At 60.2% G+C, this 26,140-nt stretch carries 29 protein-coding genes; 13 read left to right on the top strand and 16 right to left on the bottom strand.

Annotated features, from left to right (window positions below; translation table 11 throughout):
* Positions 1-137: 137 nt before the first annotated feature.
* Positions 138-596 (bottom strand): REP-associated tyrosine transposase, encoded by a 459-nt coding sequence (locus ACA052_RS27435; RefSeq protein WP_497647602.1) that lies wholly within the window; start codon positions 594-596, stop codon positions 138-140.
* A 205-nt stretch (positions 597-801) separates the two neighbouring features.
* Positions 802-1,998, bottom strand: coding sequence for a class I SAM-dependent rRNA methyltransferase (locus tag ACA052_RS27430; protein ID WP_403023127.1), 1,197 nt, complete (start codon positions 1,996-1,998; stop codon positions 802-804).
* Positions 1,999-2,350: 352 nt separating this feature from the next.
* On the opposite strand from ACA052_RS27430, the gene ACA052_RS27425 reads away from it, so the two are divergent.
* From ACA052_RS27425 to ACA052_RS27415, 3 genes are read left to right on the top strand one after another with little or no spacing between them, the layout of a single operon-like run.
* Positions 2,351-3,166, top strand: coding sequence for an HDOD domain-containing protein (locus ACA052_RS27425; protein ID WP_497650407.1), 816 nt, complete (start codon positions 2,351-2,353; stop codon positions 3,164-3,166).
* A gap of 28 nt (positions 3,167-3,194) precedes the next feature.
* The gene (mutM, locus tag ACA052_RS27420) at positions 3,195-4,007 is read left to right on the top strand and encodes a bifunctional DNA-formamidopyrimidine glycosylase/DNA-(apurinic or apyrimidinic site) lyase (protein ID WP_497647601.1); all 813 of its coding nucleotides are present in this window, start codon (positions 3,195-3,197) and stop codon (positions 4,005-4,007) included.
* Between the two features lie 53 nt (positions 4,008-4,060).
* Positions 4,061-4,384: a multidrug transporter gene (locus ACA052_RS27415; RefSeq protein ID WP_497647600.1), complete on the top strand. Its 324-nt coding sequence runs from the start codon at positions 4,061-4,063 to the stop codon at positions 4,382-4,384.
* Positions 4,385-4,477: 93 nt separating this feature from the next.
* Here the strand turns inward: ACA052_RS27415 and ACA052_RS27410 are convergent, their stop codons facing one another.
* The 5 genes from ACA052_RS27410 to ACA052_RS27390 form a co-directional block, all read right to left on the bottom strand.
* Positions 4,478-4,729 carry a YfhL family 4Fe-4S dicluster ferredoxin gene (locus tag ACA052_RS27410; protein WP_048722619.1) on the bottom strand — a complete coding sequence of 84 codons (252 nt, stop codon included), beginning with the start codon at positions 4,727-4,729 and terminating at the stop codon, positions 4,478-4,480.
* A 176-nt stretch (positions 4,730-4,905) separates the two neighbouring features.
* A complete protein-coding gene (coaD, locus tag ACA052_RS27405) occupies positions 4,906-5,385 on the bottom strand; it encodes a pantetheine-phosphate adenylyltransferase (protein WP_123509806.1) in 480 nt (159 codons plus the stop codon).
* Positions 5,386-5,500: 115 nt separating this feature from the next.
* The gene (locus ACA052_RS27400) at positions 5,501-7,096 is read right to left on the bottom strand and encodes a GMC family oxidoreductase (protein ID WP_497647599.1); all 1,596 of its coding nucleotides are present in this window, start codon (positions 7,094-7,096) and stop codon (positions 5,501-5,503) included.
* 151 nt (positions 7,097-7,247) lie between these two features.
* Positions 7,248-7,793, bottom strand: a complete 546-nt coding sequence (locus ACA052_RS27395) for a twin-arginine translocation pathway signal protein (protein ID WP_497647598.1) — start codon at positions 7,791-7,793, stop codon at positions 7,248-7,250.
* 28 nt (positions 7,794-7,821) lie between these two features.
* Positions 7,822-9,252: a coniferyl aldehyde dehydrogenase gene (locus ACA052_RS27390; protein WP_497647597.1), complete on the bottom strand. Its 1,431-nt coding sequence runs from the start codon at positions 9,250-9,252 to the stop codon at positions 7,822-7,824.
* Positions 9,253-9,398: 146 nt separating this feature from the next.
* On the opposite strand from ACA052_RS27390, the gene ACA052_RS27385 reads away from it, so the two are divergent.
* Together ACA052_RS27385 and ACA052_RS27380 are read left to right on the top strand one after the other, a co-directional pair.
* Complete coding sequence (locus ACA052_RS27385; RefSeq protein ID WP_497647596.1) at positions 9,399-10,070, top strand: TetR/AcrR family transcriptional regulator; 672 nt, start codon at positions 9,399-9,401, stop codon at positions 10,068-10,070.
* Positions 10,071-10,103: 33 nt separating this feature from the next.
* Positions 10,104-10,958: a sulfurtransferase gene (locus ACA052_RS27380; RefSeq protein WP_497647595.1), complete on the top strand. Its 855-nt coding sequence runs from the start codon at positions 10,104-10,106 to the stop codon at positions 10,956-10,958.
* A 161-nt stretch (positions 10,959-11,119) separates the two neighbouring features.
* Here ACA052_RS27380 and ACA052_RS27375 read toward each other — a convergent pair whose 3' ends face one another.
* From ACA052_RS27375 to ACA052_RS27360, 4 genes are read right to left on the bottom strand one after another with little or no spacing between them, the layout of a single operon-like run.
* Positions 11,120-12,118, bottom strand: coding sequence for a hydrolase (locus ACA052_RS27375; RefSeq protein WP_497647594.1), 999 nt, complete (start codon positions 12,116-12,118; stop codon positions 11,120-11,122).
* A gap of 55 nt (positions 12,119-12,173) precedes the next feature.
* Positions 12,174-12,785, bottom strand: coding sequence for a 16S rRNA (guanine(966)-N(2))-methyltransferase RsmD (gene rsmD, locus ACA052_RS27370; protein ID WP_497647593.1), 612 nt, complete (start codon positions 12,783-12,785; stop codon positions 12,174-12,176).
* Positions 12,785-14,275 (bottom strand): M16 family metallopeptidase, encoded by a 1,491-nt coding sequence (locus ACA052_RS27365; RefSeq protein WP_497647592.1) that lies wholly within the window; start codon positions 14,273-14,275, stop codon positions 12,785-12,787. The genes rsmD and ACA052_RS27365 overlap by 1 nt, the downstream gene beginning before the upstream one ends.
* On the bottom strand, positions 14,268-15,623 hold the full coding sequence (locus ACA052_RS27360; protein WP_497647591.1) for a M16 family metallopeptidase: 1,356 nt from the start codon (positions 15,621-15,623) through the stop codon (positions 14,268-14,270). Before ACA052_RS27360 ends, ACA052_RS27365 begins: the two co-directional genes overlap by 8 nt.
* A gap of 344 nt (positions 15,624-15,967) precedes the next feature.
* On the opposite strand from ACA052_RS27360, the gene ftsY reads away from it, so the two are divergent.
* The 4 genes from ftsY to rpoH all read left to right on the top strand — a co-directional run bounded on the left by ftsY (position 15,968) and on the right by rpoH (position 20,134).
* Complete coding sequence (ftsY, locus tag ACA052_RS27355) at positions 15,968-17,479, top strand: signal recognition particle-docking protein FtsY (RefSeq protein WP_497647590.1); 1,512 nt, start codon at positions 15,968-15,970, stop codon at positions 17,477-17,479.
* Entirely contained in the window at positions 17,476-18,147 is a 672-nt protein-coding gene (ftsE, locus tag ACA052_RS27350; protein WP_027926547.1) for a cell division ATP-binding protein FtsE, read from the top strand. Before ftsY ends, ftsE begins: the two co-directional genes overlap by 4 nt.
* Entirely contained in the window at positions 18,144-19,166 is a 1,023-nt protein-coding gene (gene ftsX / locus ACA052_RS27345) for a permease-like cell division protein FtsX (protein ID WP_497647589.1), read from the top strand. The genes ftsE and ftsX overlap by 4 nt, the downstream gene beginning before the upstream one ends.
* A 113-nt stretch (positions 19,167-19,279) precedes the next feature.
* A complete protein-coding gene (gene rpoH, locus ACA052_RS27340) occupies positions 19,280-20,134 on the top strand; it encodes an RNA polymerase sigma factor RpoH (RefSeq protein WP_007897890.1) in 855 nt (284 codons plus the stop codon).
* A gap of 149 nt (positions 20,135-20,283) precedes the next feature.
* Here the strand turns inward: rpoH and mtgA are convergent, their stop codons facing one another.
* Positions 20,284-21,006, bottom strand: a complete 723-nt coding sequence (mtgA, locus tag ACA052_RS27335) for a monofunctional biosynthetic peptidoglycan transglycosylase (protein WP_497647588.1) — start codon at positions 21,004-21,006, stop codon at positions 20,284-20,286.
* A 74-nt stretch (positions 21,007-21,080) separates the two neighbouring features.
* On the opposite strand from mtgA, the gene ACA052_RS27330 reads away from it, so the two are divergent.
* From ACA052_RS27330 to trmB, 4 genes are all read left to right on the top strand, one after another.
* Positions 21,081-21,452, top strand: coding sequence for a DUF423 domain-containing protein (locus ACA052_RS27330; protein ID WP_497647587.1), 372 nt, complete (start codon positions 21,081-21,083; stop codon positions 21,450-21,452).
* A 192-nt stretch (positions 21,453-21,644) separates the two neighbouring features.
* On the top strand, positions 21,645-21,845 hold the full coding sequence (thiS, locus tag ACA052_RS27325; RefSeq protein ID WP_007897898.1) for a sulfur carrier protein ThiS: 201 nt from the start codon (positions 21,645-21,647) through the stop codon (positions 21,843-21,845).
* Positions 21,846-21,905: 60 nt separating this feature from the next.
* A complete protein-coding gene (locus tag ACA052_RS27320; protein ID WP_007897902.1) occupies positions 21,906-22,700 on the top strand; it encodes a thiazole synthase in 795 nt (264 codons plus the stop codon).
* Between the two features lie 9 nt (positions 22,701-22,709).
* Positions 22,710-23,435: a tRNA (guanosine(46)-N7)-methyltransferase TrmB gene (gene trmB, locus ACA052_RS27315; RefSeq protein WP_497647586.1), complete on the top strand. Its 726-nt coding sequence runs from the start codon at positions 22,710-22,712 to the stop codon at positions 23,433-23,435.
* Positions 23,436-23,553: 118 nt separating this feature from the next.
* Here the strand turns inward: trmB and ACA052_RS27310 are convergent, their stop codons facing one another.
* The 4 genes from ACA052_RS27310 to ACA052_RS27295 are packed head-to-tail and all read right to left on the bottom strand — an operon-like array spanning position 23,554 to position 26,129.
* A complete protein-coding gene (locus ACA052_RS27310) occupies positions 23,554-23,877 on the bottom strand; it encodes a DUF3392 domain-containing protein (RefSeq protein WP_497647585.1) in 324 nt (107 codons plus the stop codon).
* A 22-nt stretch (positions 23,878-23,899) separates the two neighbouring features.
* Complete coding sequence (gene hemW / locus ACA052_RS27305; RefSeq protein WP_497647584.1) at positions 23,900-25,105, bottom strand: radical SAM family heme chaperone HemW; 1,206 nt, start codon at positions 25,103-25,105, stop codon at positions 23,900-23,902.
* Positions 25,102-25,698 (bottom strand): RdgB/HAM1 family non-canonical purine NTP pyrophosphatase, encoded by a 597-nt coding sequence (gene rdgB / locus ACA052_RS27300; RefSeq protein ID WP_497647583.1) that lies wholly within the window; start codon positions 25,696-25,698, stop codon positions 25,102-25,104. Before rdgB ends, hemW begins: the two co-directional genes overlap by 4 nt.
* Positions 25,695-26,129 carry a DUF4426 domain-containing protein gene (locus tag ACA052_RS27295; RefSeq protein ID WP_497647582.1) on the bottom strand — a complete coding sequence of 145 codons (435 nt, stop codon included), beginning with the start codon at positions 26,127-26,129 and terminating at the stop codon, positions 25,695-25,697. The genes rdgB and ACA052_RS27295 overlap by 4 nt, the downstream gene beginning before the upstream one ends.
* Positions 26,130-26,140 lie beyond the last annotated feature (11 nt).

Raw genomic sequence — 26,140 nt, 5'->3', positions numbered from 1 at the left:
GAGGAAAGTCAATGCAGGTGGCCGCAGGAGATTTCTGAATCTGTTGTAGGAGCGAGCTTGCTCGCGATGAACCTGAGAGTGCTGCGTTATCGTTGACGTTCTTCGCGAGCGAGCTCGCTCCTACAAGGATGTGTGTTTCAGAGCCATAGGGCGTCCCATAGCGGATAGTCACCGATACGTGCGACTAACCCGGCTCGCAATGGATTGGCAATGATGTAGCGTGCCATGGCTTTCAGATCTTCCTCGCGACGCAACGCCTGGTCGAAGTAGCCTTTTTGCCATAGCGTCTCGTGGCGACCTCTTTCCTTATTAATGGCACGAGCACTTCGGGACTTGGCCGATTGCATCAGTTTCGATAAATCACCGTTATGCAATTCAACCAGCCAGTGAAAGTGATCCGGCATGACGACCCAGGCTATTGAGGTGGCATTGCCGCTTTCCTGAGCTCTTCTGAACTCCTGCACCACCAGGCGACCCATGCGCCAATCCTTGAAGATCGGTTGCCGTTCATGAGTGACGGCGGTCAGCAGATAGATGCGCCCGGATTCCGAGTAGCGGCCAGTACGTAAGCGGTGGGCTTGTGGTGTGCTGGACATTCCGTTGTCCTCTTCTGAGATGTGAAGAGAAACGGTAGGTGCGGGACGGGCGGTTGTCGCTGCGACAGTGGGTCAGGATGTGTCTCGCCGTCTGTAGGAGCGAGCTTGCTCGCGAAAAATCCGAGAGCGCCGCGGGGTGTCAGGTCGCCAGCGTTATCGTTGGAGACCATCGCGAGCGAGCTCGCTCCTACAGGGGTTTGTGTCGTTAGCTGTTTGGAAGCAACCGGCAGGTGATGCTTTTGATGTAGCGGGTCTCGGCAATTGCCGGGTGCACCGGGTGATCCGGGCCCTGGCCGCCGCGTTCCAGCATCTGGATGTTGCGATCCAGGTGACGGGCGCTGGTCAGCAGGATGTTCTGCAGGTCGTCTTCCGGCAGGTGCATCGAGCACGAGGCGCTGACCAGGATGCCGTCCTTACTGAGCAGGCGCATGGCTTGCTCGTTCAGGCGGCGGTAGGCGCCTTCGCCGTTTTTCATGTCTTTCTTGCGTTTGATGAACGCCGGCGGGTCGGCCACGATCACGTCGAAGCGTTCTTCGCTGGCTTTCAGCTCTTTCAGGGCTTCGAACACATCGCCTTCGATGCAGGTCATTTTTTCGGCGACGCCGTTCAGCGCGGCGTTGCGCTCGACGCCGTCGAGGGCGAAGGCCGATGCGTCGACGCAGAACACTTCACTGGCGCCGAATGCGGCGGCTTGCACGCCCCAGCCGCCGATGTAGCTGTACAGGTCGAGCACGCGTTTGCCTTTGGCGTAAGGGGCCAGGCGTGCGCGGTTCATGCGATGGTCGTAGAACCAGCCGGTTTTCTGACCCTGGATGACCGGGGCTTCGAATTTAACGCCGTTCTCTTCCAGCGCGACCCATTCCGGCACCAGGCCGAACACGGTTTCGACATAACGGTTCAGGCCTTCGGCGTCACGGGCCGCGGAGTCGTTCTTGAACAGAATGCCGCTTGGCTTGAGCACTTGGGTCAGCGCCGCGATCACGTCTTCTTTATGGGCTTCCATGGTCGCCGAGGCGATCTGCACCACGAGGATGTCGCCGAAACGGTCTACTACGAGGCCCGGCAACAGGTCGGAATCACCGTAGACCAGGCGATAGAACGGTTTGTCGAACAGGCGATCACGCAGGGACAGGGCGACGTTCAGGCGATGCACCAGCAGCGACTTGTCCAGCGGCAACTTGATGTCGCGCGACAGCAGACGGGCGCAAATCAGGTTGTTCGGGCTCATGGCAACGATGCCCAACGGCTTGCCGCTGGCGGCTTCGAGGATGGCCTGATCGCCGGCCTTGAAACCGTGCAAAGGGGTCGCGGCTACATCGATTTCGTTGCTATAGACCCACAAGTGGCCGTTTCGCAGGCGACGGTCGGCGTTGGCTTTGAGGCGCAGGCTAGGCAGGGACATGACGTCGCTCCGGAAAAAAGAGCGGGAGTATAGCGTGTTGAGGGAGGCGGCGGGTTTGACGGGCGATGAAACGCTGATGACCTCTTCGCGAGCAAGCCCGCTCCCACAGTGGATTGGCGTCGTGCACAGTATTTGTATACGCCGCCAATCCACTGTGGGAGCGGGCTTGCTCGCGAAGGCGGTTTCGGACGTTATCGAATGCCTGGGCTTAAATGAAACTTCCCACGATTGCACCATCGGTGTGTCGGATCCAACTTTATAAAGGTTAGAATCGCCACCTGCCCCAGAGTGTGTACTTATGTCCCAAGAGCTGACCACCGAACAGATTCAACAGTCCCTGCAAGGCATCAGCGTGCCAGCCCAGCCGCAGATCATGGTGGACTTGCAGATGGAACAGTACATGCCCGACCCGGACCTGGAGGTGATCGCCAAGCTGATCTCCCAGGACCCTGGCCTCTCCGGGGCGTTGTTGAAAATCGTCAACTCGCCGTATTACGGCTTGAGCAACAAAATCGCTTCGATCCAGCGCGCGGTGAATCTGCTGGGCAGCCGTTCGATCATCAACCTGATCAATGCGCAGTCGATCAAGGGTGAAATGAACGATGACACCATCGTCACCTTGAACCGCTTCTGGGACACCGCCCAGGACGTGGCCATGACCTGCCTGACCCTGGCCAAGCGCATCGGCACGCAGGCGGGCGATGAAGCCTACGCCCTCGGTCTGTTCCACGACTGCGGTGTACCGCTGATGCTGCAGCGCTTCCCCGATTACATGACGACGCTGGAAGAGGCCTATGCTAACGCCAGCGCCGAATGCAGGGTGGTCGACACCGAAAATCGCGTGTTCAACACCAACCATGCGGTGGTCGGTTACTACACCGCCAAGTCCTGGCGCCTGCCGGAGCATGTGAGCACCGCGATCGCCAATCACCACAATGCGCTGGCGATCTTCAGTGACGAGTCGTCACGCAACAGTCAGCTGAAAAACCTGCTGGCGATCCTGAAAATGGCCGAACACATTTGTGCGTCGTACCGGGTGCTGGGCAACCAGACCGAAGACCACGAATGGAACAGCATCAGCCATCTGGTCCTCGATTATGTCGGCCTATCGGACTACGACTTCGAAACCCTCAAACAAACGATTCGTGACCTCGGTGCTCATCGCTGAACGTCGGATAGCCTGATTCGAGAACGCCATGCCTGAACTGCCAGAAGTCGAAACCACCCGCCGTGGAATTGCGCCGCACCTGGAAGGCCAGCGTGTCAGCCGGGTGATCGTGCGTGACCGCCGCTTGCGCTGGCCAATTCCGGAAGACCTGGATGTGCGGCTGTCGGGCCAGCGTATCGTGCTGGTGGAACGGCGCGCCAAGTACCTGTTGATCAACGCCGAAGTCGGCACGTTGATCAGCCATTTGGGCATGTCGGGCAATTTGCGTCTGGTGGAAGTTGGCATGCCGGCGGCCAAGCATGAGCATGTGGACATCGAACTCGAGTCCGGCCTCGCCCTGCGCTACACCGACCCACGACGGTTTGGCGCGATGCTCTGGAGCCTCGACCCGCTCAACCACGAATTGCTGATTCGTCTTGGGCCGGAGCCGTTGACCGACCTGTTCGACGGCGAGCGTTTGTTCCAGCAGTCCCGCACCCGTGCCATGGCGGTCAAACCGTTCATCATGGACAACGCGGTAGTGGTTGGCGTCGGCAACATTTACGCGACTGAAGCACTGTTTGCCGCCGGGATCGACCCGCGCCGTGAAGCCAAGAGCATTTCCCGGGCGCGTTATCTGAAGCTGGCAATCGAGATCAAACGCATTCTGGCGGCGGCCATCGAACGCGGCGGCACCACGTTGCGGGACTTTATCGGTGGTGACGGTCAGCCGGGTTATTTCCAGCAGGAACTGTTTGTGTACGGGCGCGGCGGCCAGCCTTGCAAGGTCTGTGGGACGGAGCTGCGGGAAGTGAAGCTGGGACAGCGCGCCAGCGTCTTTTGCCCGCGCTGCCAGAGCTGAAACACCGACGGTCTATAGTCAGTGTTCTCACTGCCTAGCCGAAGGACCGTGTCATGAACCTGTTTCGATTCTTTATCGTTGCGCTGCTGCTGAGCACTGGTCCGCCGGTGTTGGCGGCCACGGGCGGCAGCGGCGACCCGCTCTACACCATTCACAATCCCCCGGCGTACGCCATGATCGGCGATTTGCTGATTGCCCGACCGTTGCTGGTCGTGGCAACGGTGATCGGGGCGGGGGTATTTGTGGTGTCGTTGCCATTTACCGCGCTGGGCGGCGGCGTTGGCGATGCAGGGCAGGCGCTGGTGGTCGATCCGGCGAAAGCGGCGTTTGTGCGGTGCCTGGGGTGCATCGGGGAGGGGTTTGAGCAGCAGGAGTGAGTCAAGATCAAAAGATCGCAGCCTTCGGCAGCTCCTACAGGGGATCGCGTTTATCCTGTAGGAGCTGCCGCAGGCTGCGATCTTTTGGGGCCCTCAAGCCTTACCGGTAATCACCCGATACTTCGCCATCAACTGTTCTTCAGTCTCCGGATGCGCTTCATCCAGCGGAATGCAATCCACCGGGCACACCTGTTGGCACTGAGGTTCGTCGTAGTGGCCGACACACTGTGTGCACAGGTTCGGGTCGATCACGTAGATCTCTTCGCCTTGGGAAATAGCGGCGTTCGGGCACTCGGGTTCGCAGACGTCGCAATTGATGCAATCGTCGGTGATGATCAGGGACATGCTAACTCCAGCCGGGGCGTGAAGCCCGGGCGCAATAAACCAATGCGCACAATTGTGCCGCATTGGCGCTGTAGGAGCCAGCTTGCTGGCGATGGACGTTAACGGTGACGAGGGCTGTCTGAATGAACACGGCGCTCTTTCGTCCTTCGCCAGCAAGCTCGCTCCTACAGTTGGCGTTACTTCTTGAACCGCTGGGTGAGTGCGTCGGCCACCGCAGGGTGGACAAACTTGGTGATATCGCCGCCCAACGCCGCGATTTCACGAACCAACGTCGAGGAAATAAACGAGTAACGTTCGGACGGCGTGAGAAACAGGCTTTCCACATCCGGCGCCAGCTGGCGATTCATGTTTGCGAGCTGAAATTCGTATTCGAAGTCCGAGACCGCGCGCAAACCACGCAGGAACACGTTGGCGTTCTTCTCTTTGGCGAAGTGCGCCAGCAACGTCGAGAAGCCGACGACTTCAACGTTCGGCAGATGTTTAGTGACCTCGCGGGCCAGCTCCACACGCTGTTCCAGGGGAAACAACGGGTTTTTCTTCGGGCTGGCGGCGACGGCGATGATCACATGATCGAACAGGCGCGCGGCGCGTTCGACCAAGTCGCCATGGCCCTTGGTAATAGGGTCGAAGGTACCTGGGTACAACACTCGGTTCATCGCGTCGTCCTGGCGGGAGTCCGTTGGGGAGTCGGATGGTATCGCAGCCGTCCCGGTCGGCCAAGTCGCCTGTTGAGTAAGAAAGCACTATAGACGGTAGGAATATTCTCCATTTTCATGAGTTTTTCAAACGTTGCGCCAGTGCAGTGGCGAGTTGCGCCGTCAGCCCGTAGACCGACAATTGCGGGTTTGCGCCAATGCTGGTGGGGAACAGCGAGCCGTCGTGGATCGACAGATTACTGAGTTGGTGATGGCGGCCGAGGCTGTCGGTCACGGCGTTTTTCGGGTCTTCGCCCATCGCGCAACCGCCCATCACATGGGCACTGCCCAGGCGAGTGCGATAGAGCTCAAGGCTCAAGCCGTCGATCAGCGTGCGTGCTTCGGCCAGGGTTTTCACATAACGCGCGTCGGCGTGCATCGGCATCACGGCGTTGGCGCCACCGGCGAACTGGATCTCGGCCATGCTGTGGAACGCCCGGCGCAACCCGTCCCAGGCGTAGGGTGAAACCTGATAGTCGAGCACCGGAGTGCCATCGCCGCGCAGTTCAACGCTGCCGCCCGGGCTGTCCGGGTGAAAACCATCGCGCAGTAACGCCAGCATCGCGTGGGTGTGCGGCAGGCTTTCCATGTGCCGGGCGTTTTCCTGGCCGAAACCGCCGAGCAGGGTAGCGGCCAGCGCCGGGTGCAGCGGTGGCACTTCCAGTTTGTAGGACATCTTGCCAGTGGTGCCGTCCTGCCATTGGAAATGGTCGGAATAGATCGACTGCGGTGCGCCATAAAACGGATTGATCACTTCGTCGAACAGCCCGGCGGACATGTTCACCAAATGCAGGAACGTGCGTTTGCCCAGCCGTTTGTGCGGATCGGGTGCATCGGAGCGCAGGAGTAGCGCTGGACTGTTGATGCCGCCGCCGGCCAGCACGAAATGCCGCGCCTTGATCGTGATGGTCTTGCCCGTGGGCGCGACGCAACGCCCGTCCATCGCCACACATTGCAAACCGGTCACCTTGCCGTCCTTGATCGAGAGCTTTTCGGCGCGGGCCAGGTAGAGCAGCTCGCCGCCCTTTTCCAGTGTCGCCGGAATGGTCGTGACCATCATCGACTGCTTGGCATTGGTCGGGCAGCCCATGCCGCAGTAACCGAGGTTCCAGCAGCCACGTACGTTGCGCGGGATTACATGCCAGGCATAGCCGAGCTTTTCGCAGCCTTTGCGGATCACATCATTGTTGGCGTTGGGCGGGACCATCCATGGGGCGACGCCCAAGCGTTGTTCCATTTTCTCGAACCATGGCGCCATTTCCGCCGGGGTGTGACCTGTGACGTTGTGTTCCTTGGCCCAGTGTTCGAGGGTCGGCTGCGGGGTGCGAAAGCTTGAAGTCCAGTTGATCAGCGTGGTGCCACCCACTGCCCGCCCCTGGAGAATGGTAATCGCGCCGTCCTTGCTCATGCGGCCGATACCTTCCTGATAGAGGCTGGTGTAGGCCTGGTCTTCGAGCATCTTGAAGTCGCTGCTGGTCTTGAGCGGGCCTTCCTCGATCAGCAGCACCTTGTAGCCGGCGGCGCTGAGGATTTCAGCGGTGGTCCCGCCCCCTGCGCCGCTGCCGATGATCGCCACGTCCGCTTCGAGCGTCAGGTCCTGGGTCAGTTGCGACCCGTTATAAGTTTTCCAGCCGCGGGCCATGCCTTCGCGGAACGGATCGGGTACGGGCATATTCAGGTTCTCTTATTATTTTGGATTCGGTGGTGATGCGGCTGCTGCTTGTAGGAGCGAGCTCGCTCGCGAAGAACCTGAGGGCGGCGTGTTCATCCAGAAAGCACGCGTCATCGTTAACGTCCATCGCGAGCAAGCTCGCTCCTACATTTCAGACTGTTGGCGGCCCGGGATACCCGCAATGCACCCAAGACTCGGCCCGGCTGTACCACGCCATCATCACCAGTTGCAGTAACGAGCTGTGCCCCATGCGCAACAAGCTCAACGAGCTGTTTTCCCATCGATCCAGAAAGTGCCGAATTTCATCGGCACTGGCATTTTCCCAACTGCCCCAGATCCCGGTCAGTGGCCCGCGCGTCACGGCCATCCCCAACACATCGAACAGTTGCTGAGTGAGCTTGAGCATTTGCGGTGAGAGGTGATTCAGCCCGTTATCCAGACAGTGCAGGGTCTGGTCGACCGCTGCCGGCATTTTCTCGGCAGCCGCGGAGCCGTCCAGCATCACCGGGAGCAGCGCCCGCAAAAACAGCAGATCGCCGCTGCGCAAAATCGCGAAGCCATTGGCCGGGATGCTCGAGGAGCAACCGCTGAGGCTCGCACCCAATCCAGCCGTGGCCAGGAAAGCACTCGCGCCGAGGCTGAATTTAAGCAGGCCGCGCCGTGACAGCACGGGTGTATCGGACAGGCTTGGGCTCATTATTGTTATTACCTGACGGTGGCGTTTGTTAGCGGATAAACAGCTTCTGAATCAGCTTCTGAATGGATGTGCCGTACGGCGGATAGATCAGTTTCGCCGCATTGAAGCGCTGTTTGATCAGCACGCCCTTGGCCTTGCTGAAGGTCAGGAAACCTTCGTGACCGTGGTAGTGGCCCATGCCCGAGGCGCCGATGCCGCCGAACGGCATGTCGTCCTGAGCGACGTGCAGCAACGTGTCGTTCAGGCACACGCCACCGGAATGGGTTTCATGGAGGACCCGGTTTTGCTCGCGTTTGTCGTAGCCAAAGTAGTACAGCGCCAGCGGACGTGGCCGCTGGTTGATGTAGGCAAACGCTTCGTCCAGATCCGTGTACGGAACAATGGGCAACAGCGGGCCGAAGATTTCGTCCTGCATCACCGTCATGTCGTCGCTGACGTTGAGCAGCAGGCTGTGCCCCATGCGCCGCCCCTGGCCCTGATCGAACAGCGGAATCAGCAGCGCGCCCTTGCTGGTGGCGTCACTGACGTAGCCGTTGAGCCGCGCCAACTGGCGTTCGTTGATGATCGCCGTGTAGTCCGGGTTATCAGCCAGCGTTGGATAAAAGCCTCGAACGGCCTGGCGATAAGCTTCAACGAACGAACCCACACGATCTTCCGGCACCAGCACATAGTCCGGGGCGACGCAGGTTTGCCCGGCGTTGAGCGTCTTGCCGAAGGCAATACGTTCGGCGGCATCCTTGAGCGGCACATCGTGGGAGACGATGGCCGGGGACTTGCCGCCCAGTTCGAGGGTCACTGGCGTCAGGTTCTCGGCCGCCGCACGCATCACATGTTTACCGATGCTGGTGGCGCCGGTGAACAGCAGGTGATCAAAGCGCAGTCTGGAGAACGCGACGCCGATATCGGCTTCACCCAACACCACGCAGACCAGGTCTTCGGGGAAGATCCGGCCCAGCAATTCCTTGAGCAGCAAACCGGTGGCGGGTGTTGATTCGCTCAGTTTGAGCATCACCCGATTGCCCGCTGACAACGCGCCCACCAGCGGTCCAATGGCCAAATACAGTGGATAGTTCCAGGGCACGATCACCCCGACCACGCCCAATGGTTGGTAAACAACTTTGGCCGAAGCGGGTTGGAAGGCGATGCCGACCTTGCGCCGCGAAGCTTTCATCCAGCCTTTGAGGTGACGGCTGGCGTAGTGGATGCCGTGCAGGCTGGGCATCAGTTCTGCGAGCAGCGTTTCATCGGCACTGCGGTGACTGAAGTCCTGGCTGATCGCGTCGATCAGGGCTTGGCGTTCTGTGTTCAGCAGCTCGCGCAACGCCTTCAGCCATTGCTGGCGCTGGGCCGCGGGTGGCATCGGGTTCGCGGCATACGCGGCGCGCTGGGCGTTAAACAGGGTTTGGAGTTCTTCCAGGGGCTGCTGCAGGTTCTGAAGGTAGGTAATGTCAGCAGTCATGGTAGGCTCCGGATTTATTATAATAAGGAACTTTTTAGAGTCTATGCTCTATAAAGTCAAATGCCATTCTGAGATCACGTTGTTTTATCCACCCACGGATAGGTCGTAAGATGCCCGTCAACGCACTCTGAATTAAAGCCCAAGCCATGGCCCCTCGGATCAAAACCAGCGAGCGCATCGTGCAGAACAGCCTGGAGCTGTTCAATCAGCAGGGCGAGCGCAGCATCAGCACCAACCACATTGCTGCCCATATGGAGATTTCTCCGGGCAACCTGTACTACCACTTCCCCAACAAGCAGGCGATTATTGCCGTGCTGTTCAGTGAGTACGAAAGCCTGGTGGACAGTTTCCTGCGCCTGCCACAGGGCCGGGCCGCCACGGTGAGCGATAAACGCTTCTACCTCCAGGAACTGCTGGCGGCGATGTGGCGTTACCGGTTTTTACATCGCGATCTTGAGCACTTGCTCGACAGTGATCCTGAACTGGCCGCCCGTTATCGGCGCTTTTCCCAGCGTTGCCTGATCCATGGCACCCACATCTACGCGGGCTTCGTCGAGGCCGGCATCCTGTGCATGGACAAAGTGCAAATTGAATCCCTGACCCTCAATGCGTGGATCATCCTCACGTCCTGGGTGCGTTTCCTGTGCACCACGCGGGAAAACTCCAATCACCTGAGCGAGCAGGCGATTAAACGTGGGGTGTATCAGGTGTTGGTGCTCGAGGCTGGTTTCGTCACGGATCAGGCTCGCGCTGAGGTAGATGCCCTCTACCAGGAGTTTTACGTGCCGCTGGCCCAGGCGCTGGAAGAAGTGCAGTAGGATCAAACATCGTTTAAATCACAGGAGCCCGTTATGCCCATTGCGCAGTTGATCAGCCCGCAAGCACTGGACCTGAAAAAGGAGCAGCCAGGGCTGGTGATTCTGGATTGTCGTTTTGCCCTCGAAGACCCGGATTACGGACAGCGCAGCTATGCCGAAGGCCATATCGCCGGGTCGCGCTTTGCGGATCTTGAGCGTGATTTAAGCGGGGCAGTGGTCAAGGGTGTCACCGGGCGACATCCGTTACCTGACGCGCAGGATTTGATCGAGCGTCTGCAGGCCTGGGGCATCGACAACGATAGCGAAGTGGTTTTGTACGACGATGGTCCGGGTGCCTATGCGGCGCGGGCCTGGTGGTTGCTGGCCTGGCTGGGCAAGCAAGAGGGTGTGTTCATTCTTGATGGCGGGCTCAAGGCCTGGCACGCGGCCGGTTTGCCGCTGAGTCTGGATGCCTGCGACATCAAGCGTGGCACCTTCAACGGGACGCCGGACGATGCGCTGCTCCTGAGTGCCGAACAGCTTCAGCAGCGTCTGGGCCAGCCAGAGCTGACCTTGATCGATGCCCGCGCGTTGCCGCGTTTCAAAGGTGAAGTGGAGCCGATCGACCCGATTGCCGGGCACATTCCGGGCGCGCAATGCGCGGCGTTCACCGAGAATTTGGGCAGCGACGGGCGTTTCCTGCCGGCTGAGCAACTCAAGCAGCGCTTTGCCGCCAAGCTCGGTCATCGCTCGCCCGACGATCTGGTGGCGTATTGCGGCTCCGGCGTCACGGCTTGCCATAATCTGTTTGCGCTGTGCCTGGCGGGTTATCCGTTGGGTTCGTTGTATGCCGGCTCGTGGAGCGAGTGGATCAACGATCCCGCGCGCGGCGTCGCTATCGGCGAATAAAGATCAAAAGATCGCAGCCTTCGGCAGCTCTTGTAGGAGCTGCCGAAGGCTGCGATCTTTTGATTCTAAAGCCGTGCACTGCGATACGCCCCCGGCCCAACCCCGGCCAATGGCGCGGTTTGCCAGAAGCGGATCGACTCGCCCTGATCGATGTCCATGGGTTACTCGCCGCTCACTTTGGCAAGCCACTGCGGAATGCGCCGTTCCAGGTAATAACCCGGCTGTCGGACCGAGCCATCGATAAAGCCGACGTGCCCGCCCTTGGGCTGTAATTCGAATTGAGTGCAGGGCGACAATTCGTTCGCCTGCGGCAGGCTATGAGGAAATACAAAAGGATCGTCGGCCGCCTGAATGATCAGCGTCGGTGTACGAATCTCGCCAAGGAAATAACGGCTCGAGGCGCGGCGATAGTAATCCTCCGCATCGACGAAGCCATTCAGCGGCGCCGTCACCCGGCCATCGAAATCCCAGAAGGTGCGCATGTTCTCGAGTGATCCGAGGGCCGCCAGGGCAGCCAAGCCCTCTTCGCGCCCGTCATGCTGGAACTGCCGCTGCTTGTTCTTGATGTAGGCCAACATCTCACGCATGAAGTGCGCCTGATAGACCTTGGAGAAGCCCTGGCCAATACGGTCGGCACACTGATCCAGGCGAAACGGCACCGACACCGCCACCGCGCCTAGCACGCCGCTCTCGCTGCCCGTCTCGCCCAAGTGTTTGAGCAAGACATTGCCGCCGAGGGAATAACCGACCGCGTACAACGGTGCGAGAGGGCGTTGTGCCCGCAGGTGTTTGATGGCTTCGGCCAGGTCTTCGCTGGCGCCGGAGTGGTAGCTGCGCGGCAGCAGATTGGGCTCGCCCGAACAGCCGCGCCAGTTCAACGCGACACTGGCCCAGCCTTGAGCCCCAAGCGCTTTCTGCACCCCGGCCACGTAAGGTGAATTCGAAGAGCCGGTCAGGCCGTGCAACACCAGCACCAATGGCGCCTCGGCGCTGTGCGGGCCGTGCCAGTCCAGATCGAGAAAGTCGCCATCCTCCAGCCACAAGCGTTCGCGCTGGCGGTCGATGTGCGTGGTTTTGCGCCACAGCGGTCCCCACAAGGTTTGCAGGTGCGGGTTGCCGAGGCCGAAGGCGGGGGTGAAACGTTCTGACGGAAAGGACACGATTGTTCTCGATGCAGCGGTGCGCAACCTGTGCGCACCTTTTCAGGCCGGTCGATTAACCGGCGATCTCTGCCATACGTTGCCACAGCGCGTAATACACCCGCCCGGATTTTTGCTCGCGGTGCAGGCGCCAGGTGCCTGGAAGGCCAAGGCTCGATGGCGCGTTTTCGCTTTCAGTGTAGATCCAGGCCTCGTTGGCCAGCCATTGGCGCTCTTCAAGCAGCGTGCAAACGGTCGGCAACAGGTTCTGGTTGAACGGCGGGTCGAGGAACACGACGTCATAAGCGGTTGCGGCCTGGGTTTCCAGATAGCGCAAGGCATCGGCGGTCTGAATCTGGCCTGTCGTGCAGCGCAGGGTTCCCAGATGCTCCTTGATGCTCGAGACCGCGATGTTGCTGGCGTCCAGCGCCTGGCCCAGCGCCGCGCCACGGGACAACGCCTCAAGGAACAACGCGCCGCTGCCGGCGAATGGATCAAGGACCTTGGCGCCGGCGATATAAGGCGCGAGCCAGTTGAACAGGGTTTCACGCACCCGGTCGGGCGTCGGACGAAGGCCTGGTGCGTCGGGGAAGCTCAGCTTTCGGCTGCCCCATTCACCACCGATGATGCGCAGTTGGTTCACGCCGTTATGCACGTTGTGAACAGGTTTCTTAGGACGAGTGGCCATTAATGCTCCGGAACCCCGAGCGGCTGCTCGGCAGGTTTATCAGATGGGGCCGGTAACGGCTTTTGTGGCACGGTCGGGCCAGCGCTGACGATGACCATTTTGTCCGTGCTCAAGTGTTTGTTCAGTGCGGTCCTGACCTGCTCGACGGTAAGGCTCTGGGACTCACGCATGAAGTCATCCAGATAGCTCAGCGGCAAGTTATAGAAACCCATGGCGCCGAGTTGGCCGACAATATCGGCGTTGCTGGCGGTGGACAGCGGGAAGCTGCCGGCCAGTTCACGCTTGGCGTCGTCGAGTTCTTTTTGCGTCGGACCGGTTTTAAGGTAGTCGGCGAGCACATCCTGCACCAGTTTCAGGGTGCCTTCGCTCATCTCGGCCCGGGTTTGCAGGTTGATCATGAACGGGCCGCGAGCCTGCATCGGGGTGAAACCCGAATACACGCCGTAAGCCAGGCCGCGCTTTTCGCGCACTTCGCTCATCAACCGGGTGCCGAAACCGCCACCGCCGAGGATCTGGTTGCCCAAGGACAATGCCGCGTAGTCCGGATCGTCGCGGTCGATGCCCAGTTGCGCGAGCATCAGGTTAGTCTGCTTGGACGGGAACTCGATGTGACCGATGCTGGCCGGCGGCTCTTGCGGCTGCGGGATTTTCGCCAGTGCAGGGCCTTTTGGCAGTGCGCTGGAGACTTGCGCGGCAATGGCCTCGGCCTCGGCGCGGGACAAATCGCCCACCAGCGCAATCACCACGTTGCCGGCGGCGTAGGCTTTCTCATGGAAGGCCTTGAGTTGCGCCAGTGTGATCGCCGGGACGGTTTTCGCCGTGCCATCGCTGGAATGCGCGTAGGGATGATCGCCGTACAAGCGGTTCATCAGCTCCAGGCTCGCCAGTTTGCCGGGGTTTTGTTTCTGGTACTCGAAGCCGGCGAGCATCTGGTTCTTGATGCGGGCAAAGGAGTCTTCCGGGAAAGTCGGTTGGCCGACCACTTCAGAGAACAGCTTCAACGCGGGCTCGCGTTTATCCGCGGCACTGAGGCTGCGAAGGGAGGCCAGTGCCATGTCTTTGAACGCGCCGTTGCCAAAGTCGGCACCCAAACCTTCGAAGCCCTGCGCGATCGCGCCGACATCTTTGCCGGCCACACCCTCGTTGAGCATGGCGTTGGTCAGCAGCGCCAGGCCGGGTGTATCGCCATCCTGGCTGCTGCCAGCGGCGAAGATCAGGCGCATGTCGAACATCGGCAGCTCCCGGGCTTCGACGAACAGCACCTTGGCACCTTCGGCGGTGTTCCAGGTCTGTACATCCAGCGTACGGTGGCTCGGCGCTTTGCCGTCGAGTTCTGTCAGCGATTGCAGCTTCTGGCTGGACTTGGCTTTGTCGAGGGCTTCGCTGGCCGTTGAGTCGTCAGGTCGCAATACATAGAAGGCGCCTGCGCCGATCAGCGCGAAGGTCATCAAGCCGATCAGGGCCAGGCGTGGTTTCTTGCGCTCACTCATGAGTCGTCTCCTCTGGCAGAACGTGGGCGACACTGAGACGTTCGCGGGTGAAATACAGCTTGGCGGCGTTCTGGATGTCTTGCGGGGTCACGCTTTCGAGGTCGGCGAGTTCGGTGTCCATCAGCTTCCAGGAGAGGCCGACGGTTTCCAGTTGGCCAATGGAAGTGGCCTGGCTGGTAATCGAGTCACGCTCGTAGACCAGGCCGGCGATGACTTGCGCACGCACGCGTTCCAGTTCTTCGGTGGACGGTGCGGTCGTTTTCAGCTGTTCGAGCAACTTCCACAAACCGGCTTCCGCCTGGTCGATGGTTTTGTCTTTCTGCGAGTTGGGCGTTGCCGACAGGGTGAACAGGCTGTCACCGCGGGTGTAGGCGTCGTAGCTCGACGAGCCGCCGGAAACCAGTTCTTCGCCGCGCTCCAGTTGGGTCGGGATACGTGCGCTGTAGCCGCCGTCCAACAGGGCCGAGATCAAGCGCAAGGCGTTCACCGAACGCTTATCTTCGGCGGTGGCGATGCTCGGCACGTTGAAAGCCAGCATCAGGCTCGGCAATTGGGTTTTAACGTGCAGGGTAATCTGCCGTTCACCGGGCTCGGCCAGTTCCAGGGGGATTTTCGCCGGTGGCACATCGCGCCGGGCGATCGGGCCAAAATAGCGCTGGGCCAGGGTTTTGACTTCGTCCGGCGTCACGTCGCCAACCACCACCAGCGTGGCGTTGTTTGGCACGTACCAGGATTGGTACCAGTGACGCAGCTCTTCGACTTTCATGCGGTCCAGGTCCGCCATCCAGCCGATGGTCGGCGTGTGGTAGCCGCTCGCCGGGTAGGCCATTGCCTTGAAGCGCTCGTAAGCCTTGGACATCGGCTTGTCGTCGGTACGCAAACGACGTTCTTCTTTAATAACTTCGATTTCACGAGCGAATTCGTCGGCCGGCAGGCGCAGGCTGGCCATGCGGTCCGCTTCCAGCTCGAAGGCCACGCCCAGGCGATCACGGGCCAGCACTTGGTAGTAAGCCGTAAAGTCATCGCTGGTGAAGGCGTTCTCTTCGGCGCCGAGGTCGCGCAGGATCAGCGAAGCTTCACCGGGGCCGACTTTCTCGCTGCCTTTGAACATCATGTGTTCCAGCGCGTGGGACAAACCGGTCTGGCCCGGGGTCTCGTAGCTGGAGCCGACCTTGTACCAGACCTGGGAAACCACCACTGGCGCACGATGGTCTTCGCGCACGACGACCTTCAGGCCGTTGTCGAGGGTGAATTCATGCGTAGGTTGAGGGTCGGCAGCGAAGGCTGAAAATGGCAGACAAACTGTGCTGAACAGCAGGCCTGCAGCGCGGCGGGCTAGAGCATTCATTCGTTTTTAAACCTGTTGGGTTGCCCGCTTGTTCTTAGCGTCAGCGGGCGAGAGGGTGCTAGGATACTGATCCGTTTTACTGGCGGCCACGCCTATCAGGCCTTTGATCGGTCAGCAGGTTGTTTGGGTTTGCGGCGCAAGTGTTGAGTTTGAGAGCTAAACTCTGCGTTTTCGCCGACGATGCCGTTCCAGTCCTTCGTATTAGTCGACCTTTGAGGTGCTGTTTGCTCCTCGACAAAATGTTGCGCGTGAACAAGCTGGGTCAATCGCAGTCTGTTCTGCATCGAATATTTATTTGCCGAGGCGCCCTTGGGCGCGTCGCTACCGTGAGATAGCCGTCCTCCATGTTTGGTTCCAACGACGACAAGAAGACCCCAGCTGCGGCTGGCGAGAAGAAAAGCCTGTTCGGATGGCTGCGCAAAAAACCGCAGGAACCCGTCGTCGAACAGCCACAGCCACTTCCTGAGCCAGTGCCTGCCCCGGTAATAGAAGAAGAGCCTGCGCCGATTGTCTTGCCGATCGCCGAGCCGGTCCTTCAACCGGTGGTCGAGGCTGAGCCTGATCTCGTCGCCGAAGTCGTGACCCAAGCGCCGCTGACACCGATTGCCGAGCCGTGGCTGACGCTACCGGTGGCGGAAGAGCCGGTGGCATTGGTCGAAGATGAATTGGCGCCGCACGTTACACCGCCGATTCCAGCGCCGACGGCGTTTGCACCTGAGCCGGTGCAGGTGTCGGTGGTTGAGCCAGTGGCAGTGCCAGTCGTGATGGCTGAGTCTGAACCGGTCGCTCCAGAACCTGTAATTCCTGCATTCGTTGCTCCGGCAGCTCCGGCAGCTCCGGTTGCTCAAGCGCCAGCACCGGCGCCCGTACCTGTTATTACGCCTGTCGAAATCCCGGCCGAGCCTGTGCGGACCGAAGAAACCAAAGCCGGTTTCTTCGCCCGCCTCAAGCAAGGCCTGTCCAAGACCAGCGCCAGCATCGGCGAAGGCATGGCCAGCCTGTTCCTGGGCAAGAAGATCATCGACGACGAGCTGTTCGAAGACATCGAAACCCGCCTGCTGACCGCCGACGTTGGCGTGGAAGCGACGTCGGTGATCATTCAGCGCCTGACCCAAAAGGTCGCTCGCAAGGAGCTGGCCGATGCCGATGCGCTGTACAAATCCCTGCAAGCGGAACTGGCGGCAATGCTCAAGCCGGTCGAGCAACCGCTGAAAATCAACTCGCAGAACAAGCCATTCGTGATTCTGGTGGTGGGCGTCAACGGCGCCGGCAAGACCACCACCATCGGCAAACTGGCAAAGAAGCTGCAGCTTGAAGGCAAGAAAGTCATGCTGGCGGCAGGTGACACCTTCCGCGCCGCGGCGGTCGAGCAATTGCAGGTCTGGGGCGAGCGCAACAAGATCCCGGTGATCGCCCAGCACACCGGCGCCGACTCGGCTTCGGTTATCTTCGACGCCGTGCAAGCCGCCAAGGCGCGTGGCATCGACGTGCTGATCGCCGACACGGCCGGTCGCCTGCACACCAAAGACAACCTGATGGAAGAACTGAAAAAGGTTCGCCGGGTGATCAGCAAGCTCGACGCCGATGCGCCTCACGAGGTGCTGCTGGTGCTCGACGCCGGTACCGGCCAGAACGCGATCAATCAGGCCAAACAATTCAACCAGACCGTCGAACTGACCGGCCTGGCGCTGACCAAGCTCGACGGCACCGCCAAAGGCGGGGTGATTTTCGCCCTGGCCAAGCAGTTTGGCTTGCCGATCCGCTACATCGGCGTCGGTGAAGGCATCGACGATTTGCGTACTTTTGAAGCAGAACCCTTTGTCCAGGCACTGTTTGCCGAGCGGGAGCGTTCATGATTCGTTTCGAACAGGTCGGTAAACGCTATCCGAACGGTCACGTCGGCTTGCATGAGCTGAGCTTTCGAGTCCGTCGGGGCGAATTCTTGTTTGTCACCGGCCACTCTGGCGCCGGTAAAAGCACCTTGTTGCGCCTGCTGCTGGCGATGGAGCGTCCGACCACCGGCAAATTGCTGCTGGCCGGCCAGGATCTCGCCACCATCAGCAATGCGCAGATTCCTTACTTGCGCCGGCAAATCGGCGTGGTGTTCCAGAATCACCAGTTGCTGTTCGATCGCACGGTGTTCAACAACGTCGCACTGCCGTTGCAGATCCTGGGCCTGTCCAAGGCCGAGATCGTCAAGCGTGTGGATTCGGCGCTGGAGCGCGTGGCGCTGTCGGACAAGACCGATCTGTACCCCGGCGACCTGTCCACCGGTCAGCAACAGCGCGTCGGCATTGCCCGCGCCATCGTTCACCGCCCGGCCTTGCTGCTCGCGGATGAGCCCACCGGTAACCTCGACCCGCGCCTGGCGGCCGAGATCATGGGCGTATTCGAAGACATCAATCGGCTCGGCACCAGCGTGTTGATCGCCAGTCACGACCTGGCGCTCATCGCCCGCATGCGTCATCGCATGCTGACCTTGCAGCGCGGCCGATTGATCGGCGACGGGGAGGCTGGCGAATGAGTGCGACACGCAGCCCCAAGGTTTCCGAGCGCGTGGCCCCCAAGGCCGCCGATCCGCAGCCGCAGAAGAAAAAACGCGACGATGACGACGGTCCGGACTTCGCGACGCTGTTCCGCGCCTGGATCGAAAGCCATCGCGCCAGCCTGGTGGACAGCTTGCGCCGCCTGGGCAAACAGCCGATCGGCAGCTTTTTCACCTGCATGGTGATGGCGGTCGCCCTCAGCTTGCCCATGGGTCTGTCACTTTTGCTGAGTAACGTCGAGCGTCTGGGCGGTTCCTGGCAGCGCGCGGCACAGATTTCCCTGTACCTGCAAATCGAGGCCAGCCCTGCCGAGGGCGAGTCATTGCGCGAGCAGATCAAAGGCATGCCCGGCGTCGCGGAGGCGCAATACGTGGGTCGCGATCAGGCGCTGGAGGAATTCCAGCAGCAGTCCGGCCTGGGTGAGGCGCTCAAGGAGCTGCCGGAGAACCCGCTGCCAGGCGTGGTACTGGTGACCCCGAACGAAGTCGACAAACCTGCGCTTGAAGCATTAAGACAAAAACTTTCCGAGCTGCCAAAGGTACAACAGGCTCAGCTTGATCTAGTCTGGGTCGAGCGTCTGGCGGCCATCCTCAAGCTGGGCGACCGTTTTGTCTTCGGTCTGACCGTGCTTCTGGTTTCTGCATTACTTTTGGTGATAGGCAATACCATTCGTCTTCATATTGAAAACCGCCGCACAGAGATAGAAGTGATTAAACTCGTCGGCGGCACTGACAGCTATGTGCGCAGGCCCTTTCTGTATATGGGTGCGCTATATGGCTTTGGTGCGGGGATACTGTCCTGGGGCGTATTGGCGTTCGGCCTGAACTGGTTGAACGAGGCAGTGGTTGGACTGGCCGGTTTGTACGGCAGTAACTTTGCGCTGGCCGGTGTGCCAGTTGCCGACGGTCTGTCTCTCTTGCTTGGCGCGGTGCTGTTGGGGTATATCGGTGCTTGGATTGCAGTCGCACGCCACCTGAGGGAGCTTGCGCCTAAGTAGTATCACTTTGCTCGTATTGACCTTTCAGCGTTTTTGGGAACTTGTCCTACGGTTTCCGGTCAATTTTCGCAGTGCTGAACTGCACGAGTTTGTAAGTCGGGAGGTTTTTTCGTATGACCAATTCTTTGCAACCTGCATATGCTCTGGTCCCGGGTGCGAACCTGGAGGCCTATGTGCACACCGTGAACAGCATTCCATTGCTGACGCCGGAGCAGGAGCGTGAACTGGCCGAGAGTCTCTATTATGAGCAGGATTTGGGGGCGGCTCGGCAGATGGTGCTCGCCCACCTGCGTTTTGTCGTACATATCGCCCGTAGCTATTCCGGCTACGGCCTGGCTCAGGCTGACCTGATCCAGGAAGGCAACGTCGGCTTGATGAAAGCCGTGAAGCGCTTCAACCCGGAAATGGGTGTGCGCCTGGTTTCGTTCGCGGTGCACTGGATCAAGGCGGAAATTCACGAGTTCATCCTGCGCAACTGGCGCATTGTGAAAGTCGCGACCACCAAGGCCCAGCGCAAGTTGTTCTTCAACCTGCGCAGCCAGAAGAAACGCCTGGCGTGGCTGAACAATGAGGAAGTCCACCGTGTGGCGGAAAGCCTCGGCGTAGAGCCGCGGGAAGTGCGCGAGATGGAAAGTCGCCTGACCGGCCATGACATGGCCTTCGATCCGGCCGCAGAAGCGGACGACGACAGTGCTTTCCAGTCGCCGGCCAACTATCTGGAAGACCACCGGTACGACCCGGCCCGTCAACTGGAAGATGCCGACTGGAGCGACAACTCCAACCACAACCTGCACGAAGCGCTGGAAGTGCTGGACGACCGCAGTCGTGACATCCTCTACCAGCGCTGGCTGGCGGAAGAGAAAGCCACGCTGCACGACCTGGCGCAGAAGTACAACGTGTCGGCCGAGCGTATTCGTCAGCTCGAGAAGAGCGCGATGAACAAGCTCAAATTGTCGATCGCTGCCTGACCTGCGCGAAGGTAATAAAAAACGCCCTGATCATTGATCGGGGCGTTTTTGTTTTTAAGATCAAAAGATCGCAGCCTGCGGCAGCTCCTACAGTGTTTTGCATTCCCCTGTAGGAGCTGCCGAAGGCTGCGATCTTTTGATTTGAGGAATCACTGAGCCCAAGGCGCCCGGCGCGAATCGTTAAGCCCCACCAGATAACTATCGCCACCGAGCTGACTCATCTGCTGCCGAATCCACCCGGCCCGCCGTGCGACATAGTTGGTCGGATGGCTCGCGCTCCACACCCGAGGATTCGGCAATACCGCGGCCAGCAAACTGGCCTGCTGCCGGGAAAGTGACTTGGCGCCCACGCCAAAGTGATGCCGAGCCGCCGCTTCAGCGCCAAACACGCCGTCATCCCACTCGACGCTGTTCAGGTACACCTCAAGTATCCGCTGCTTGGGCCAGAACACTTCGATCAGCCCGGTAAACCAGGCTTCCAGCCCTTTGCGCAGCCAGCTACGGCCGGACCACAGAAACAGGTTTTTCGACACTTGCTGGCTCAAGGTGCTGGCGCCGCGAATCGATCCGCCGAGTTCGTTATGGGCCAGTGCAGCCTGAATCGCACCGAAGTCGAAACCCCAATGCTCCGGGAATTTCTGATCCTCGCCTGCAATCACGGCGACTTTCAGGTCATCGGAGATTTCATCCCAGGGTTTCCAGGTGCGTTGCAAGTCGATGGGTTCGCCGTCGAACCAGGATTCGACCTTGCGCTCGACCATCAGCGCCGTGCCCGGCGGTGGCACCACGCGAAATATCAATACCAGCAATATGCTGCCGCCCGCGAACCAGAGCAGGGCTTTCGTGAAACGACGGAAAATTAAACGCAGCATAGAGATGGCTTGGCCGAACCCGTTGAGCGGGCCATTATACAGACCCTGTTCATCGAGTCTGACTGGAGTTCTGCATGCTGCGTGGCTTTCTGATGCTGGCCGCTTTTTTCGGCTTCACCGGCGTTGCGCTTGGCGCGTTCGCCGCCCATGGCTTGAAAAACCGCCTGACGCCGGAGTACCTGGGGATTTTCCATACAGGCGTGACCTACCAACTGGTGCACACCCTGGCCTTGTTTGGGGTTGCGCTGCTGGCCACGCAGATTCCGGGTCGCTTGATCACGTGGGCTGGCGGCTCGTTTGTCATCGGCATCCTGCTGTTTTCCGGCAGTCTGTACTTGCTGACCATGACCGGCATCAGCAAGCTCGGGATCATCACGCCCTTTGGCGGCCTGGCGTTCCTGGTCGGCTGGCTCTGCCTGGGCCTTGCCGCCTGGCGACTGACCTGACCCTGAACCGATCTTGACGTGACCTTGTAGGAGCTGCCGAAGGCTGCGATCTTTTGATGTTGCTCTTTTAAGATCAAAAGATCGCAGCCTTCGGCAGCTCCTACAAGGATTGCATTTCAAGACGAATGGCTTGGGTCAGCCTGACTGATCGGGCTAGAATGCCAGCCCCTAAAAATGATGGCGGCATTCGGCATGCGCATTCAGTTGAACGGCGAATCCCTTGAACTGCCTGACGGTGAAACCGTTGCGGCCCTGCTGACCCGTCTGGAACTGACCGGACGCCGGGTGGCGGTCGAACTCAATCTGGATATCGTCCCGCGCAGCCAGCACGCTGAAACCACGCTGAACGACGGTGATTCCGTCGAAGTGGTACACGCCATCGGCGGCGGCTAGCCGTCCGGCCCGCAAGGGCACAGAATTCTGCAAGAACCTCACCCCTACAGAGGATTTCCCATGAGCATCGTTCGTAGCGACAAGCCCTTCGTCCTGGCCGGTCGTACTTACCAGTCGCGTTTGCTGGTAGGCACCGGCAAGTACCGCGACATGGAAGAGACCCGCCTGGCCATCGAAGCCTCGGGTGCCGAGATCGTCACCTTCGCCGTGCGTCGCACCAATCTGGGCCAGAACCCGGGCGAACCGAACCTGCTTGAAGTCCTGTCGCCAGATCGCTACACCTTCCTGCCGAACACCGCCGGTTGCTTCGACGCCACCGAGGCTGTGCGCACCTGCCGCCTGGCCCGTGAGCTGCTCGGCGGCCACAACCTGGTAAAGCTGGAAGTACTGGCCGACCAGAAAACCCTGTTCCCCAACGTGATCGAAACCCTCAAGGCCGCCGAAGTGCTGGTCAAGGAAGGCTTCGACGTGATGGTCTACACCAGTGATGACCCGATCATCGCCCGTCAACTGGCGGAAATCGGCTGCATCGCGGTGATGCCGCTGGCCGGTCTGATCGGCACGGGCCTGGGGATCTGCAACCCGTACAATCTGCAGATCATTCTCGAAGAAGCCAAGATTCCCGTGCTGGTGGACGCCGGTGTCGGTACCGCTTCCGACGCCACCATCGCCATGGAGCTGGGTTGCGAAGCGGTGCTGATGAACTCGGCCATCGCCCATGCCCAGCAGCCGATCATGATGGCTGAAGCCATGAAACACGCCATCGTCGCGGGCCGCCTGGCCTACCTCGCCGGCCGCATGCCGAAAAAACTCTATGCCAGCGCCTCTTCGCCGCTGGATGGTCTGATCAAGTAAGAGCCATTGATGACTGAATCAAACGACACGCCAATCCAGACGGAAGAAGGCGACGAGCGCCAACACCGCCGCATCAAGAGTTTCGTGATGCGCGCCGGGCGCATGACCGAAGGCCAGCAAAAAGGCCTGGATCAAGGCACGCCGCTGTTCGTGCTGCCATTGGCCGACGCGCCGGTGGATTACGACCAGGTGTTCGGTCGCGCAGCAAAGCGCTCGCTGGAAATCGGTTTCGGCATGGGCCACTCGCTGCTGGAAATGGCCGCGGCCTCGCCGGAACAGGATTTCATTGGCGTGGAAGTTCACCGTCCCGGTGTCGGCGCGCTGCTCAATGGCGTGCTGACTCAGGGCCTGACCAACCTGCGGGTCTACGATTGCGATGCAATCGAAGTGCTCAACCGTTGCATTGCCGATAACAGTCTCGATCGCCTGATGCTGTTTTTCCCGGACCCGTGGCACAAGAGCCGCCACCACAAGCGCCGTATCGTTCAGGCGTCGTTCGCTGAGCTGGTGCGCAGCAAGTTGAAGGTCGGCGGTATTCTGCACATGGCTACCGACTGGGAACCGTACGCCGAGTACATGCTGGAAGTAATGAACGTCGCACCGGGTTATCGCAACCTGGCCGAAGACGGCAAATGCGTCCCACGCCCGGCCGAACGCCCGATCACCAAGTTCGAACGCCGCGGCGAACGCCTTGGGCATGGCGTGTGGGACCTGAAGTTCGAGAAACAGTCGTAGGAGCGAGCTTGCTCGCGAAAAACTGAAGAACAACGCGGGGCTCCAGATGCCCCGCGTTTTCGTTTAAGACCATCGCGAGCAAGCTCGCTCCTACAGTGGTGCTGTGCTTGGCGTAAAGTTAGCGGCGGTCGGCTACTACGCCGATAAGCACCAACACCACCAACAACACCGGCGCCAGGCTGTAGTTGTTGAACTGGCTCAGGCCGCGAATGATCCACGGCGTGGCGTAGATCAGCGCCACGCCGCTGCCGATCATGCATACCAGCGCAAGCAACGGGACGCGCAAGGCGCCGGCGATGCTGCCCAGGCGTGCGTCGACCCAGCCTTTGATGTCGGCGCCGAACAGCACCAGCAGACAGCCCACCAGCGCCAGAGAGATTTCTGACAAGTTGCTGCGGCTCCAGCGGGAGACGGTGGCGAGCAGGTCGAGTATCAAATCCATTCGTTTTCCCTTAAGGCTGAAGTCAGCTCAGAAATTTTTGCAGCAAGTCATTGAGGAAGAGTTGTCCGCGCTCGGTGGCCGCCAGACGTGACGGTTCGACCTGCAACAAGCCACTTTGTTCGGCTTCGAGGCGGCCTTCGGCGAGGCTTTCCAGAGGCAGCCCGGTACGCTGCGGATACAGTCGTGATTCGACGCCTTCGGTCAGGCGCAAGGCGTTCATCAGGAACTCGAACGGCAGTTCTTCATTGGTCAACGCTTTCTCGCCCGCCTTGAAGCTTTTTGCCGGGTTCAGATAGTCCTTCGGCAAACGCGTCTTCCAGGTGCGCACGATGCGCCCGTCCGGATGGCTGAGTTTGCCGTGGGCACCGGCGCCGATGCCGATGAAGTCGCCGAAGCTCCAGTAATTGAGGTTATGCCGCGCCGGGCGACCGGGTTGTGCATAGGCCGAGACTTCATATTGTGCGTAGCCGTGTTCGGCGAGCAGCGCCTGGCCGGCTTCCTGAATGTCCCACAACGTGTCGTCTTCCGGCAGCGTTGGCGGTTGGTTCCAGAACACCGTGTTTGGCTCCAGCGTCAGCTGGTACCAGGACAAGTGCGTCGGGTTCAGGGCGATGGCCTGGCGCAGGTCGTTCAGGGCGTCGTCCAGCGACTGGTCGGGCAAACCGTGCATCAAGTCCAGGTTGAAATTATCGAACCCGGCCTGACGCGCCATGCCGGCGGCACGCACCGCTTCGTCGCCGTTGTGAATTCGCCCCAGCGCCTTGAGCTTCTCTTCCTGAAAACTCTGGATGCCGATCGACAGGCGATTGATGCCCAGCGCGCGGTAGGCGACGAACTTCTCCTGTTCGAACGTTCCAGGATTGGCTTCAAGGGTGATTTCGATGTCGCTGGCAAACGGAATCCGTTGCTCGACGCCTTTCAGCAAACGGCCCAAGGCATCAGCGCTGAACAGGCTCGGTGTGCCGCCGCCAAAGAAGATCGAGCTCAGCTCTCGGCCGTAAACGGCGTGCACATCCTGATCGAGGTCGGCCAGTAACGCGTCGACGTATTCCTGCTCCGGCAGCACCGGGCTGGCCGTGTGGGAGTTGAAGTCGCAATAAGGGCATTTGCGCACACACCACGGGATGTGGATGTACAGCGCCAAGGGCGGCAACGTTGGCAGTGCGTCCCGGGGCGAAGATGCGGCACCGCCGAAGATCAGCGGTGACGCGGATGATTCATGGGTCATATCAGGCCTAGACGCTGGCGCAGCAGATCCATTGCACGGGCGCGGTGGCTGATGAGGTTCTTTTCGCTCGGGCTTAGCTCGGCGCTGGAGCAATCGCGCGACGGCACCCAGAACAGCGGGTCGTAGCCAAACCCGTGTTCACCGCTGGCGGCATGCAGAATTCGTCCTTGCCAAAGACCTTCGCACAGGATCGGCAGTGGATCGTCAGCATGGCGCACCAGTGCCAGCACGCAGACGAACTGCGCGCCGCGTTCGGCTTGCGGCACGTCCTTCAAGGCGTCGAGCAGTTTGGCGTTGTTCGCCGCATCGCCCTGGCCATCGGCATAGCGAGCCGAGTAGATCCCCGGCGCACCGCCGAGGAAATCCACCGCCAACCCCGAATCGTCGGCCAGCGCCGGCAGACCGGAAATGCGCGCGGCGTTGCGGGCCTTGAGGATGGCGTTTTCGACGAACGACAGGCCGGTTTCTTCAGGCTCGACGCTGCTGAACTCGCCGATCGAGCGCAATTGCACCGAGTCGCCGAGCATGGCCTGGAGTTCCTTGAGTTTGCCGGCGTTGTGGCTGGCCAGTACGAGTTGGGTGAAGTTCATCATTCGCCGGGGAAAAGCTCTTGGTTGAAATTGATGGTGTTGATTTTGTCGCCGTTCTGCACCTTGATTTCGAAGGTGCGGACTTCCTGCTGATCCACCGGGTACTGCGCGATGTAGTAAACCGCGCCTTGTTCGGTGATCTGTTTGAATTTCAGTGGCACGGTCTGGCTGGTCAGGTCTTTGACCGAGCCGCTCACTTGAGCCATCAGTGGCTTGCCTTCCTTGATCACCGAGACGTTGATCACACCCTGGTTTTTACTGCGGACCAGCTCCGCCGATTTGGCGATGTCCGGCGTCAGGTACGTGGAATTGAAGGTGTTGTAGTGCACCGTCACGTCGCCGAATGTTTCCTGGCGATCGCCCTTGATGACGTCGGCGGCCATCGCGGTGACGCTCAGGCAGGCAGTGAGTAAAAACAGCGCTAGACGACCCATGATCTTTCTCC

The sequence above is a fragment of the Pseudomonas sp. LBUM1644 genome (genome assembly GCF_059716195.1).
The sequence above is the reverse complement of the archived record's forward strand: the minus strand, read 5'-3'. Positions and strand labels throughout refer to the sequence as shown.